Origin of the sequence: Inquilinus limosus DSM 16000, from assembly GCF_000423185.1 — a bacterium.
Lineage (GTDB): Bacteria > Pseudomonadota > Alphaproteobacteria > DSM-16000 > Inquilinaceae > Inquilinus > Inquilinus limosus.
The window spans coordinates 1-13358 of the sequence record NZ_AUHM01000037.1 but is presented as its reverse complement, the minus strand read 5'-3'; the positions used below and the strand labels follow the sequence as shown (position 1 = coordinate 13358).

The window sequence follows — 13358 nt, the reverse complement described above, 5'->3', positions numbered from 1 at the left end:
TCCCCGACGGAATAGGCGTCACCGCCCGGACGTCCTTGGAGGGTGACCGGACAACAGCAACAGCAATGAGGGGGCCGGATGCCCATCGATGAGATCGGAGCGGCGCTGGCGACACCGAACCAGGTTCTCGAGGTCACGACCGCGATCGTGGCCGCCCATCTCCGCACCACCGCGACATCGACGGCGCATGTGCCGGAGATCATCCGGCAGGTCTATGACGCCCTGACCGAGCTGGTCGAAGGGTCTTCGGGGGCGGTGGAGGCGCCCCGCCCCATCGACGGCGACGCGGCACGGCGCCGCATCATCGCCGAACCGGGCACGGCGCTGCCCTGGCGCGAGCCGACCGCCCTGCGCGGCGCCCGCGCCGGCACCCGGATCGGCGAGGCGCCGCGGGAGCGGTTCCGATCGCGGCATCGCTGACGTGGATCGCCGTGGCGATCCCAAGGAAAAGGGCGGCACCCGCGAGGGTGCCGCCCTTTCGATTCAGCGCTCGCTGCGGACCGTCAGGAGACCTGCAGGTTCGCCGCCGACTCCCGGCCGTCACGGCCGCGCGCCAGCTCGAACGAGACCTGCTGCCCCTCATTGAGGGTCCGCAGCCCCGCGGCCTCCACCGCCGAGATGTGGACGAACACGTCCTTGCCGCCGTTGTCCGGCTGGATAAACCCGAAGCCCTTGGTGGTGTTGAACCACTTCACGGTGCCTGTCGCCATACGTCTTACTCCAGTGGGCGGCCGAAGCCGCCGTCGTTCACGGCCGAATGAGGTCCCGGCCGGCCGGCCAAGTGGGCCGAAGCCAGTCACATAGGGACCGCGCCGGCGCTCGCCTAGACGCCGGGCGCGGATTCGACCGAAACTTGCGCATCCGGGCCACGCGGTGGCCGAAGCCGCAACCGGCCGGAATATGCGGGTATGGCGGCATCGCAGATCGACACGTTCGGCGACCACCGGCCCTCGGGACGATGGTGAAAGCCGATGCGCCGTCGCGGTCGATCGGCTGAGCGTGCGCGGAAGCTGCCGACCGGCCCCGGAAGATTTCGACACCTCGATCATACTCCAACAGCCCAATTTCGATCTCCGATTCTGGTTTCGGATTCGTTTCTGTGGAGACCGAACGGCAGAATATTGGATTTCAAATCGTTCGCCGTTGAAGATTCCATACAGGCCAGTTCGCGGACGGGAGTCATCCACGGCTTCCGGTTCGCATTCCGCAAAGCCAGGGCAACGGCCATATACAGCATTTTAATCTAAAATCCATAAAACGATCGATGACTTGACCTCATATTCCACAACAGATTCTGAGAGTAGACATGCCCGAAATCTTGTGATGATTCATGAAGCCGTCACGAATATGCGTATCATGCCTTTGGGCACACAGACTTGCAGCATAGGGGAGTATTCGCCATGCCAAATCTTATCGTGGGTGGCCTGGGCGACGACATCCTTGTCGGCGGCACGGGTGATGATCTGATCATCGATCCCTGGGGCCACGACCGGATCAACGGCGACCTGGGCAACGACGTCATCCGGGCCGGGTGGGGCAACGACGTCGCCAAGGGCGGCGGCGGCCATGACAACATCGATGGCGGCTCGGGCAACGACCTGATCCGCGGCGACGACGGCAACGATGTCCTCGTCGGCAATCTCGGCGACGACACCGTCCGTGGCGGCGCCGGGGCCGACAACATCAACGGCGACCAGGGCAACGACACCGTCTATGGCGACGACGGCGACGACTTCGTCTTCGGCGGCCAGAACATCGACCACGTCTATGGCGGCGCCGGCAACGACCACGTCTTCGGCAGCGAGGGCAACGACGCCGTCTACGGCGGCGTGGGCAACGACGTCCTCGCCGGCGACAACGGCCGCAACACCGCTCGCACCGGTGTCGGCGAAGGCAACGACAAGCTCTACGGCGATTCCGGCAACGACACCCTCATCAGCGGTGACGGCAGGGACTATCTCACCGGCGGCGCCGGCGACGACACCTTCCTGTTCCGCTTCCACGACCCGAAGTTCGGTTCGATCCAGGGCTACACCACCGTCCGGGATTTCGACCCGAGCCACGACAGCTTCGCCTTCGACGCGGTCGGGATCGGCACCGACGGCGCGGGTGCGAACTTCGTCAACAACGCCAGCGGCGGCTCCGGCAGCGCGGTGGATACGTTCTTCAGCGGCGCGGCGTCCGGCGCGAATGGCGAGCACGCGGTCGTGATCACCGACCAGGGCTTCACCTCGGCCTCCGCCGCCGCGGGCGCGATCTCCAACGAGCATGCCGGCGACATCATCGCCTACTATGACAGCACGACCGGCACCGCCAACTTGGCCTATGTCACCTCGGCCGACCACGCGGAGACCTTCGTCCAGCTGTCGAACGTCCACAGCGTGGCCGATCTGGCGTCGCTGGGCCTGACGGCCTCGGACTTCACCTACGTCTGATCGGCCCCGCCCGGCAGAACCGCGCCCCGCCTGCCCGGCGGGGCGCTTTTCTTTTGGGGTTGCTACTTGCCGCGGGCCATGGCGCCGAGGCGCAGGCGCAGCGCGTTCAGCTTGATGAAGCCCTGGGCGTCGCGCTGGTCGTAGACCGAATCCTCCTCGAAGGTGACGTAGTCGAGGCGGTACAGGCTGTTCGGGCTCTTGCGGCCGGCGACGATGACGTTGCCCTTCCACAGCTTCAGCCGGACGGTGCCGTTGACCCGCTCCTGGGTCTTGTCGATCAGCGCCTGGATGGCCTCGCGCTCCGGCGAGTACCAGAAGCCGTTGTAGATCAGCTCGGCATAGCGCGGCATCGCCTCGTCCTTGAGATGCGCGGCGCCGCGGTCGAGGGTGATCGACTCGATCGCCCGGTGGGCGGTCAGCAGCACGGTGCCGCCCGGGGTCTCGTAGACGCCGCGACTCTTCATGCCGACGAAGCGGTTCTCGACCAGGTCGAGCCGGCCGACGCCGTTCCGGCCGCCGAGCTCGTTGAGCCTGGTCAGCAGCGCCGCGGGCGACAGGCGCTCGCCGTCGATCGCGACGGCATCCCCCTTCTCGAACTCGATCTCGACATAGGTCGGCTCGTCCGGCGCCGCGGCCGGGTTGACCGAGCGGGTGTACATCGCCTCGTCCGGCTCGACCCAGGGGTCCTCCAGCGCCTTGCCCTCATAGGAGATGTGCAGCAGGTTGGCGTCGGTCGAATAGGGCGGCTCGCCGTACTTGTCCTTGGCGATCGGGATCTGCCGCTCCTCGGCATAGGCGAGGAGACGGGTGCGGCTGGTCAGGTCCCACAGCCGCCAGGGCGCGATCACCTTGATGTGCGGATTGAGCGCATAGGCCGAGAGCTCGAACCGGACCTGGTCGTTGCCCTTGCCGGTGGCGCCATGGGCCACGGCGTCGGCGCCGACCTCGGCCGCGATCTCGACTAGGTGCTTGGAGATCAGCGGCCGGGCGATCGAAGTGCCGAGCAGATAGACGCCCTCATAGAGGGCGTTGGCGCGGAACATCGGGAACACGAAGTCGCGCACGAACTCCTCGCGCACGTCGCGGATGAAGATGTTCTCCGGTTTGATGCCGAGCAGCTCGGCCTTCTTCCGCGCCGGCTCCAGCTCCTCGCCCTGGCCGAGATCGGCGGTGAAGGTCACGACCTCGCAGCGATAGGTCTCCTGCAGCCACTTCAGAATGACCGAGGTGTCGAGCCCGCCCGAATAGGCGAGAACCACCTTCTTGACCTGCTGCTGTCCGTCGGCCGCCATGCCTGCCTCCACAAGGAAAAACCGCCGGACATTAGGAGCATCGCGGCGGGCGGGCAACATGTGAGCCATGCGGCGCGATCAGGGCGCGGACGCGTCCGCGCCCTGATCGGCGTGGAACGGCTAGCCCCCGGCCGCGGCGAGTTTGTCCTGGGTCCGGGTCTCGAAGTCGCCGGCGTCGTGGCGCTCGTGCAGCTGCTCCGACGGGTCGCCGGTCATGCGGTTGACGATGCGGCCGCGCTTCACCGCCGGCCGGGCGTCGATCGCCTTGGCCCAGCGCTGCACGTTCTTGTAGCTCTGGACATCCAGGAACTCGGCCGCGTTGTAGGCCCGCCCCAGCGCCAGACCGCCATACCAGGGCCAGCACGCCATGTCGGCGATCGTGTACTGATCGCCGGCGACGTATTCGGTCTCGGCCAGGCGCCGGTCGAGCACGTCGAGCAGGCGCTTGGTCTCCATGGCGTATCGGTCGATCGCGTATTCGATCTTGACCGGGGCGTAGGCGTAGAAATGGCCGAAGCCGCCGCCGAGGAAGGGGGCGCTGCCCATCTGCCAGAACAGCCAGGACAGGCATTCGGCGCGGGCGGGGCCGGAGGCCGGCAGGAAGGCCCCGAACTTCTCGGCGAGATGCATCAGGATCGCGCCGGATTCGAAGATCCGGACCGGGGTCGGGCCGCTGCGGTCGACCAGCGCCGGGATCTTGGAGTTCGGGTTGATCGCGACGAAGCCGCTGCCGAACTGGTCGCCATCGCCGATCCGGATCGGCCAGGCGTCGTATTCGGCGCCGCCGTGGCCGGCGGCCAGCAGCTCCTCGAACATGATCGTGACCTTCTGGCCGTTCGGCGTGCCGAGCGAATAGAGCTGGAAGGGATGGCGGCCGACCGGCAGCTCCTTCTCGTGCGTCGCCCCCGCGATCGGACGGTTGATGCTGGCGAACTGCCCGCCGCTCGGCTTGTTCCAGGTCCAGACCTGCGGCGGCGTGTATTCGGACGGGCTGCTCATTCGCGATGCTCCTGCTGGGAGACGTGGAGAGAATGCGGCGTTCGACGGGTCTCAACCCTAGAACGCGGCCGTTTCAAAAAAAAGCGATCAGTTGCCATCGCGTTCACGTTCCGGCTCCGTCCCGTTCGCAGGGCGAGGGCGGCGCGCGGTCGGCGGCGGTGTAGCGCAGCAGGAGCCGCTGCAGCCGTCCGCGGCTGCCGTCGGCGGAGAAGTCGACCATGGTCAGCGCCACCTGGGACGAGGGGAAGCGCCACAGCCGGGTGACGAGGCCGGCCTCGACCATGCAGTTCTCGGCCGGCGGCCCCAGACGGGCATGCAGGTCGTTGACGAAGGCCTGCAGCTCCGCCGGGCCGGGGATCGGCGACCGCCGCTCGAACAGGATCTGGGCCAGCCTTCCGTCCTTCCGCGCCAGCTCCGGCACCAGGTCGAAGGCGATGCCGCCGACGACCACGCCCCGCACCAACCGGTCGGCATAGAGCGGGCCGAAGTCCCAGGGCGGGGACAGCGGCACCGCCTGCGGCAGTGCCGTCCGCACCTGGTCCGCGGTCATGCCCCAGGTGAGGCCGTCCCAGCCGCGGATGTCGGCCTCCGCCCCCGCGGCGCCGGACCAGACGGCCAGCCAGGCCAGGACCAGCGCCGGGCGGACCCGCCTCATCCGCGGTGGACGACGTGCGGCCGCGGCCCGTCGATGCGCGGCCAGCGGATGAAGGCGATGACCCAGAGCACGATGACGTCGAGATAGGGCACCAGCAGCAGGATCGACCACAGCGGCGTCACCCGCGCCTTGACCAGCGCATAGGCGGCGAAGCTCATCAGCAGCACGATGTAGACGCCGATGACGAGGTTGATGCCCCAATGCGGCAGCGCCGCCATCCAGCCGGGGCCGTAGAGCGCCGACAGCGTCTCGAGCACGCCACTCATCGCTTCCCCTCCCCGGCCGAAGCGCCTCCCGCCGCCGCGACCGCCGGCCAGCGCCGGAACAGCAGCACGGCGAAGACCAGCAGCACGCCGACATGCGGCACCAGCGCCAGCAGCGCCCAGCCGCGGGCGAGGCCGGCGCGGCCGAGCATGCGGGCCAGCGCCGGCATCGCCAGGAGGGCGAAGAGCAGCGCCCAGGCGCCCGGGGTGCGGAGGAACTCGGCGACGGTCATGCGCGGCACTTTCCGAAGACCCAATCCACACCGTCATGGCGAGGCGCGCAGCGCCGGGGCCATCCAGGGGCCGGTGCGAGCCGCCCTGGATGGCCGCGCCCCTTCGGGGCTCGCCATGACGGCATGGGACATCGCGGAAAGCTCTGGATCATCAGCGGCGGATCAGTGCACGGCGGCCGCGGCGGCGCGGGCCGAGGCGCGCTGGCGCACGCTGTCCGACTTCAGCTGGCCGCAGGCGGCCAGGATGTCGCTGCCGCGCGGCGTCCGCACCGGGCTGGCGTAGCCGGCCTCCATCAGGATGTCGGCGAAGCGCTCGATCGCCTCCGGCGTCGAGCATTCGAAGGGTGCGCCCGGCCAGGGGTTGAAGGGGATCAGGTTCATCTTGGCCGGGATGCCCTTGAGGATGCGCACCAGCTCGCGCGCATCGGCCGGGGTGTCGTTGACGCCCTTCAGCATCACATATTCGAAGGTGATGCGCCGGGCGTTGTTGACGCCGGGATACTCGCGGCAGGCGTCCAGCAGCTCTTTGACCGGGTATTTCTTGTTGATCGGCACGATCTGGTCGCGCAGCTCGTCCGTCACCGCGTGCAGCGACACCGCCAGGTTGACGCCCAGCTCCTCGCCGCAGCGCTTCATCAGCGGCACCACGCCGGCGGTCGACAGGGTGATGCGGCGGCGCGAGAGGGCGATGCCCTCCGGATCCATCACCAGCTTCAGCGCCCGCTTCACGTTCTCGAAATTGTAGAGCGGCTCGCCCATCCCCATCATGACGATGTTGGTGAGCTGGCGGTCGTCCCCTTCCCGCCCCCAGTCCTGCAGCACGTCGCGGGCCAGCATGACCTGGCCGACGATCTCCGACGCCTCGAGGTTGCGCACCAGGCGCTGGGTGCCGGTGTGGCAGAACCGGCAGGTCAGGGTGCAGCCGACCTGGGAGGAGACGCAGAGCGTGCCGCGGTCCTCCTCGGGGATGTGGACCGATTCGATCTCCTGCCCGTCCTCCATCCGCGCCAGCCACTTCCGGGTGCCGTCGAAGGACTGCTGCTGCCGCACCACCAGCGGCCGGTCGAGGGCGAAGCCGTCCGCCAGCTTGGCGCGCAGGCCCTTGGCCAGGTCGCTCATCGCCTGGAAATCGGTGGCGCCGCGCTTGTAGATCCAGCCGAACAGCTGGCGCGCGCGGAACGCCGGCTCGCCCAGCGCCGCCAGCGTCTCCGCCAGCTCGGCACGGTCGAGGCCGACCAGGTTGATGCGGCCGTCGGCGCGGGGCGCGGGCGGCGCGAATGTCGTGGCGTGCGTCTCAATACCCATCGGGACCTCCGGAGGACCCTGAAAGCCCATCCGATAATGCTACTGGAGCGGCCGTCTGGCGGCGCTGTCTCCGCTTCCGGTGCTCACGGACTCATGTCCGCTGCGCGCCGGTTCTCGACATCACCACCAGCCGACTCACTCCAGCGCATTCTCGGACGGGCTTTCAAATGGCAATGGCCCCTCCCCAAGGGAAGGGGCCGCGTTGCTTTACATGAACGAATGCGGTCTGACGACTGCTGGCTAGAGGACCTGCGGTCAGGCGCCGCAGGCCTTGTTGATCTCGTTCAGCGCCGCGGTGATGCCGGCCAGGGAGAAGGTGTAGCTGGTGGCGGTGCCGCGCGAGGAGGTGGCCTTGACCGTCATGGTCGAGCCGCCCTTCATCGCGCCGACCAGCGCGTCGTCCGCCGCCGCGTCGCGCGACCAGGCGGTGTTGCCGTCGGTGAAGAGCTGGAAGTTGCGGCCGCCGATGCTGGCGGTGACGTCGGCGCCCTGCTTCAGCGTGTAGCCGACCTGCAGGCTGACCACGTTCTTCTGCTTCTCCGCCGGCCGGTTGGTGACCAGGATGAACACGTCGCCGTGGCGGACATTGGCGGGCTCGGCCTTGGTCGGCTTCGAGGCGATGTAGCAGGCCTTGCTGCCGTTCTCGGTGAACTGGAAGGCGTGCCAGTCGCGGCTGGAGGAGATGTACTGCACGTTCTGCGCCGAGGCCGCGCCCGGCAGAGCAACGCCGGCCGCGAGAACGAGGCCGGCCATGACACCGAGGAAAGACTTGCGACGACGGGTTCTCAGCATAGCGCCACTCTGATTCGGGGTTGCAAGGCAGGACGACGCGGCCCGAGGCGACCCCAGGACATACATGGATTTGCGCGCGACGGGAACCACCCGAACGCATGCGGGGTTATTAATCCCATTCCCGTCGGCAGGCGGCACGGCGCGAAGCGCCGGCCGGCGCCCGTTCTCCTTCTTCCCGTCGATACCCGATCAGCCCGTCACCCGGGCGTGGAAACCGGCCCGGTCGATCGCCGCGGCCACGGCCGCCGCATCCGGCGCGGCACCCGAAGGCGACACCGTCACCCGGCCGCCGGCCAAGTCGACCGCGACCTCGGCGCCGGGCGCCACCGCCCGGACCGCGCGCCTCACCGCCTCGGCGCAGCCGCCGCAGGTCATGCCTTCGACTTCGAGTTCCATTCCGTCCTCCTGGAGTGTTCTTCCCCCGAAATGGGGCTTCCAGCAGTGGGAAGGTCAAGACCCGCCGGGTGGATGTCGTCCCGGGCCGCGCACAGGCGCGCAGACGCGCGCAGCCCCCTCCCCCTGCCCGCTCCCGCATGGGGAGGGGGAATGTGGAAGGCATGGCGGCTTCGTAGGTTGGGTTCGGGGCACGCGAACCCAATGGGCATAGGCGCGGCGGTGAGATGTTGGGTTCGCCCGACGGCGAACCCAACCTACGCGGTCGCGCGCCGCATCAAGACTCAGCTGCTGTCCGGCTTCGGGGGGCTGGACGGAGGGTGGCCCTCTTCGAGCACGTCCGATTGTGGAGGCCAGTCGTGCCGGGCCTCGGCAGCCACGGCGACGGCAGCCGTGCCCTCACCGGCCGAGCCGGCATCGTCACGGACCCCGGCGACATCGTCCCAGCCCTGCGGCAGCCGGCTCGGGTCCAGCCGGCGGCCGAGCCAGCGGCAGACCTCCCGCACGAACTCCCCGGCCGACAGGGTGTCGAGCTGCACGTCCAGCACCTCGTCCTCGGCCAGCCGCTCCCACACCTGCTCCCGCAGGCGTTCGGTCTCCTTGGGGTCGACGGCCTCGCCGGCCGCGGCGAGGTCCGCAGCCTCGGCCGCCGCGACCGCCTCGACCACGGCCTTGACGGCCTGCTCCCGCCGCCGGCGGCGGCGCTCCAGCGCCCCCGACTCCTCGCCCTCGGCCCGGCGGTGCAGGTAGTCGCCGCGGATCCGCTCGGCCATCGCGATCGACAGCCGGATCGAGCGCGACAGGCGCGACTGCATCAGCGGGAAATCCGGCGGCTCCTGCGGCTCCGCCGGGGTCGCCTGCTGCTGCCGCTCGGTCAGCCGCTTGCTGCGGATGTCGATCTCGACCACCTCGCGCAGCTTCTCCAGCGCCCATCCCGTCCAGTTCAGATCGGGATCGGACGGCCGGGCCTCGCCCGCCTCGCCATCGGTCTGCACCATGTTCATGGAACATATCATGAACAAAGACGTGACTTAAGTCCATATGGATCGTGGGAGCGCACGGTCTTGGACAGGTCCAATCCGAGGTGGCCGGCGTTCGCCGGATTTTTTTCGGAATAACCGGCGACCGATCATCGTCCTGGATCGGGGGGCTCTGCAGCTCCCTTCCACTGGACCCCTCAGCCCCGCCCCCGGCGGGGTTCTTTTTGGGACGGGGGGAGCTCAACAGCGGGTGCCCGCCCGGAACGTTCGCCCGGGGCGCTCGTTTCAGCATGCGAACGGGTCAACCGACGCCGAAAGGCGAGATCGAGATGGACAGGATGTTGAAATACGCGGTCGCCGTCGCACTCCTCCTGACGCCGGCCGTCGCCATGGCCGACCCGTGGAAGGACGAGAGCGGTCATGGCTGGGGCTGGCGCGGCGGAGACTACAAGCAGGAATGGCGCGACGGCCGCTGCAAATACGAGCGCAAATGGGACGACGGCGAGTACAAGGAAGAGGTGAAGTGCGACGGACCGCGCCAGTACCGGCCGCGGGTCTATTATGAGCGTCCGCCCACCTACTATTATGAGCGCCCGCCGGTGGTGGTGGCCCCGGCCCCGCCGCCGGGGATCACCGTGACGATCCCGTTCGACTGACGCGCCTTCGCCATCGCCCGGTGCGGCCCTCGCGCTTGCGGCATCGGCGATGGCCTGCTCGTCCGACGTCCCGCATGACGGAGCGCACCGGTCGAACCCGGTCGCGGGATGACGGCCCGGGCGCGCGAGACGCCCGGGCCGACGGGAGTTACAGGACGAAATCGTCCGCGGTCAGCGTGATCGCCCCCATGAGGCGGATCTGCAGATCGGCCGTGCCGTTGCCGTTGATGTCGACGTAGACGGCGGTCTGGGTGGTGCCCACGTCGATGCGGACTTCGCCGGCGTTATTGCCGAATTCTCCCGAGCCGATGAAGCTGCCGTTGCCGCCGGTGATGGCCGACAGGTCGATCTTGTCGCCCTGGCTCTGGGAAAAGTCGTTGATCCGGTCGGGGGCCGCGGCCGGGGCGTCGCTGTAAGCGGAGAAGACGAAGGTGTCCGCACCAGCGCCGCCATCCAGGACGTCGACGCCGGCGCCGCCGCTGAGCCTGTCGTCACCACCCCAGCCGGACAGGAAATTGGAGGCGCCGCTGCCGGTCAGGGTGTCTGCGAACCGGCTGCCGACGAGATGCTCGATGCTGCTGTAGGTGTCGCCGGCCGCATCCCCGGTGTTGGCCGCGGCATTGGCCAGGTTCGCGGTCACGCCGGCCGTGGCGTTGTCGTACAGCGCGCTGTCGTAGCCGGCGCCGCCGACCAGAACGTCGGCCCCGGCGCCGCCGACGAGCAGGTCATTGCCGCCGGCGCCGTTGAGGCTGTCGGCACCGGCACGGCCGTTGAGCCGGTTCACCCCCGCATCGCCGACCAGGGTGTCGTTCAGATTGGACCCGGCGATGTTCTCGACGCCGGAGATCCTGTCCCCTTGGGCCTCGCCGCCGCTGCCCGTGCCGGTCGTGAGGTTGACCGTGACGCCGGCGGTCGAGTCCCAATAATCCGTCCAATCCACCCCGGCGCCGCCGGTGAGCGTGTCCGCGCCCGCGCCGCCTTGCAGATAGTCGTCGCCGGCACCGCCATTGATCGAATTGGCGACCGCGCTGCCATAGAGACGGTCATTGTGGTTCGAGCCGAGCAGGTTCTCGATGGCGGCCAGCCTGTCCCCCTGCGCGTCGCCGCCGACGCCGGTGCCGGCGGTGAGGTCGACCGTCACGCCGGCCGTCGACGTGCTGTAATTCGCCAGATCGATGCCGTTGCCGCCATTGATGGTGTCGTTGCCGGCACCCCCGATAAGGTTGTCATTGCCTTCACCGCCGCCGAGGGTATCGGTTCCGACCTCACCGTACAGGGTGTCGTTGCCGTTCGCGCCTTGGAGATTGTCATTGCCGTCGCGGCCCTGCAGATTGTCGCTGCCGTCGCCACCCCACAGCAGATTCGCCGCCGCATTGCCGATCAAGGTGTCATTGCCGACGGTGCCGCTCACATTCTCGATCGCCGTCAGCCGGTCGCCGGCGGCGTCGCCGCCGGAGCCGGTGCCGGTGGTGAGATTGACGTTCACGGCCACGGTCCCGGTCGTGTAGCTGGCCGTGTCGGTGCCGGCCCCACCGTTGATGGTGTCGCCGCCGGCGCCGCCGAACAGCAGGTCGTCCCCCGCATCGCCGACGAGGGTGTCGGTGCCTTCATGGCCATAGACGGTGTCGTTCTCGGTCCCGCCATTCATGTTGTCATTGCCGGCGCCGCCATACAGCGTGTCTGCCCCTGCCTCCCCGGCGACGATGTCGTTGCCGACCATGCCGTTGAGCGTGTCGTTCCCGCCCGCACCGCGGAGGGTGTCGTTGCCTTCGTCGCCCGACAGAGCATTCGCGACAGCGTTGCCGATCAGGGTGTCGGCGCCGCTGGTGCCGTAGACATTCTCGATGTTCGAATAGCGGTCGCCGGCCGCGTTGCCCCCGCTGGCCGTGCCCGCGGTGAGGTTGACCGAGACAGCGACGGTCTCGCTCCAATAGCTGAGCCAGTCGATGCCGGCGCCGCCGTTGAGCGTGTCCGCACCCGCCCCGCCGTTCAGATTGTCGCTGCCGTCGCCGCCGTTGATGTTGTCGTTGCCGCCCAGGCCCCAGAGCTGGTTGTTGCCCGCATTGCCGACGATGGTGTCGTTGTGGGCGCCGGTGGTCACGTTCTCGACACCCGTCCAGCTGTCTCCCGCGGCGGCACCGCCCACGGCGCCGGTCTGCAGATTGATGCTGACGGCCGAGGCCGCGTCCGAATAGGTGATCGCGTCGGTGCCGTCGCCGCCGTTCATCCGGTCGGCACCCGCCCCGCCGTTCATGGTGTCGTCACCCGCCCCGCCGTTGATGACGTCGTTGCCGCCCCAGCCCCAGATGGTGTCGGCGGCACCGGTGCCGTTCAGCGTATTGGGGTTATTGTTTCCGTTGATGTTGGCCATGATGAAGTCCTTTTAGAGCCAGAGAAGCCGTGACGATTTGGGAGAGCGCGAGACGCCGGAAACGAGATGGAGACCGTTTCCGGCGTCTCCTCCGCGGTGCCCCGGCTGTATTGTTCCTGCCGGGCGGCAAATATTGGGCACAACAATCCGCTTCCCCAGAACCGAGGCTTCAACAAAAGTGTCATTATCGGTAGGACGCACCACCTACCATCGGCGATTCAATAGCAAACATTGCGCTCTGCGCAAGGTCTTTGTTGCTTCAATTCCTAGATAATTTTTGTTTGTAGATGCTTGGGTATTACACCGCGAACAGAAGAATCGTCATGAGACAAGAATGATTCAAATACACTTGGCAAACATCATTCCGGTTGCGACCTCCACGCCCCCAGCATCCAGCGTGGCCGCCGGCGACGGGCCGCCGCGTTGCGCCTGGGACGGATGTCACAGGCCGGACGCCTGGCCGCGCCCGCGTCGGGGAAGAGCATGCCCCTACAGCAGCCGAGGCGCGGACGCGGCGATCCGCGCCCGCATTGCGGAGCATCGATGGGGAGCAGCACGGCCGAGGGCCCCACCGGAACACGAGGTCGGGCAACGTGTCGGCGCTGATCGGCTCGCGCCTCGACCCGCGCACGGAGGTTGGCCGGCCGGCGGACATCAACCTCGACCTCAGTCGCTGGCACCCGATGGCCGCCAGCCGGCACGGCAGGGCCGGACGCCTTGCGGGCGCCCGGCTAGAGCATTTTCCGATCAGTCGCGGTCATATCCGGCAGCAGTAAAGTAGTTCTGGCAATCGTCAGGTGTGAAGGCGTCGACGGCCAGTGCGATCGCCTGCCAGAGGTCGTCGACGGTCCTGGGGGCGAGCTTCTTGAGGAAGGCCTTGAGTTTGGAGAAGGCCATCTCGATCGGGTTGAAGTCTGGGCTATAGGCCGGCAGGAAGCGCAGCTTGGCGCCGGTGCCTTCGATGGCGCTGCGCACGGCAGCAGG

General features: G+C 68.2%; 15 protein-coding genes. 3 read left to right on the top strand and 12 right to left on the bottom strand.

Translation table 11 applies throughout. The features are described from left to right. Window positions 1-78: 78 nt before the first annotated feature. Window positions 79-420, top strand: coding sequence for a MucR family transcriptional regulator (locus G537_RS0125745; protein WP_026872562.1), 342 nt, complete (start codon window positions 79-81; stop codon window positions 418-420). An 83-nt stretch (window positions 421-503) separates the two neighbouring features. Here G537_RS0125745 and G537_RS0125740 read toward each other — a convergent pair whose 3' ends face one another. Further along, the gene (locus tag G537_RS0125740; RefSeq protein ID WP_026872561.1) at window positions 504-710 is read right to left on the bottom strand and encodes a cold-shock protein; all 207 of its coding nucleotides are present in this window, start codon (window positions 708-710) and stop codon (window positions 504-506) included. 690 nt (window positions 711-1400) lie between these two features. Between G537_RS0125740 and G537_RS0125735 the strand changes: the two genes are divergently transcribed. Then, window positions 1401-2435, top strand: a complete 1035-nt coding sequence (locus tag G537_RS0125735) for a calcium-binding protein (protein WP_081689043.1) — start codon at window positions 1401-1403, stop codon at window positions 2433-2435. A 62-nt stretch (window positions 2436-2497) separates the two neighbouring features. Here the strand turns inward: G537_RS0125735 and G537_RS0125730 are convergent, their stop codons facing one another. From G537_RS0125730 to G537_RS0125690, 9 genes are all read right to left on the bottom strand, one after another. Beyond that, entirely contained in the window at window positions 2498-3727 is a 1230-nt protein-coding gene (locus tag G537_RS0125730; protein WP_026872559.1) for an argininosuccinate synthase, read from the bottom strand. A gap of 120 nt (window positions 3728-3847) precedes the next feature. Continuing rightward, window positions 3848-4726 carry a glutathione-dependent disulfide-bond oxidoreductase gene (gene yghU / locus G537_RS0125725; protein ID WP_026872558.1) on the bottom strand — a complete coding sequence of 293 codons (879 nt, stop codon included), beginning with the start codon at window positions 4724-4726 and terminating at the stop codon, window positions 3848-3850. Window positions 4727-4829: 103 nt separating this feature from the next. After that, complete coding sequence (locus tag G537_RS0125720; RefSeq protein ID WP_026872557.1) at window positions 4830-5381, bottom strand: hypothetical protein; 552 nt, start codon at window positions 5379-5381, stop codon at window positions 4830-4832. Next, on the bottom strand, window positions 5378-5647 hold the full coding sequence (locus G537_RS39875; protein ID WP_155888774.1) for a hypothetical protein: 270 nt from the start codon (window positions 5645-5647) through the stop codon (window positions 5378-5380). Before G537_RS39875 ends, G537_RS0125720 begins: the two co-directional genes overlap by 4 nt. Beyond that, complete coding sequence (locus G537_RS39870) at window positions 5644-5877, bottom strand: hypothetical protein (RefSeq protein WP_034853041.1); 234 nt, start codon at window positions 5875-5877, stop codon at window positions 5644-5646. The genes G537_RS39875 and G537_RS39870 overlap by 4 nt, the downstream gene beginning before the upstream one ends. 162 nt (window positions 5878-6039) lie before the next feature. Beyond that, complete coding sequence (gene rlmN / locus G537_RS0125705) at window positions 6040-7182, bottom strand: dual-specificity RNA methyltransferase RlmN (RefSeq protein ID WP_026872556.1); 1143 nt, start codon at window positions 7180-7182, stop codon at window positions 6040-6042. A 255-nt stretch (window positions 7183-7437) separates the two neighbouring features. Continuing rightward, the gene (locus G537_RS0125700) at window positions 7438-7935 is read right to left on the bottom strand and encodes an invasion associated locus B family protein (RefSeq protein ID WP_245579144.1); all 498 of its coding nucleotides are present in this window, start codon (window positions 7933-7935) and stop codon (window positions 7438-7440) included. Between the two features lie 228 nt (window positions 7936-8163). Beyond that, the gene (locus G537_RS0125695; protein ID WP_026872554.1) at window positions 8164-8370 is read right to left on the bottom strand and encodes a cation transporter; all 207 of its coding nucleotides are present in this window, start codon (window positions 8368-8370) and stop codon (window positions 8164-8166) included. Window positions 8371-8651: 281 nt separating this feature from the next. After that, on the bottom strand, window positions 8652-9371 hold the full coding sequence (locus G537_RS0125690) for a hypothetical protein (protein WP_026872553.1): 720 nt from the start codon (window positions 9369-9371) through the stop codon (window positions 8652-8654). A gap of 305 nt (window positions 9372-9676) precedes the next feature. Between G537_RS0125690 and G537_RS42705 the strand changes: the two genes are divergently transcribed. Then, window positions 9677-10003 carry a hypothetical protein gene (locus tag G537_RS42705; protein WP_081689042.1) on the top strand — a complete coding sequence of 109 codons (327 nt, stop codon included), beginning with the start codon at window positions 9677-9679 and terminating at the stop codon, window positions 10001-10003. A 148-nt stretch (window positions 10004-10151) separates the two neighbouring features. On the opposite strand, the gene G537_RS0125680 is transcribed toward G537_RS42705, so the two are convergent. Together G537_RS0125680 and G537_RS0125675 are read right to left on the bottom strand one after the other, a co-directional pair. After that, entirely contained in the window at window positions 10152-12374 is a 2223-nt protein-coding gene (locus G537_RS0125680; protein ID WP_026872551.1) for a calcium-binding protein, read from the bottom strand. A gap of 747 nt (window positions 12375-13121) precedes the next feature. Further along, window positions 13122-13358, bottom strand: a 237-nt coding sequence (locus G537_RS0125675; RefSeq protein WP_026872550.1) for a transposase, incomplete at its 5' end; no start/stop codon positions are given.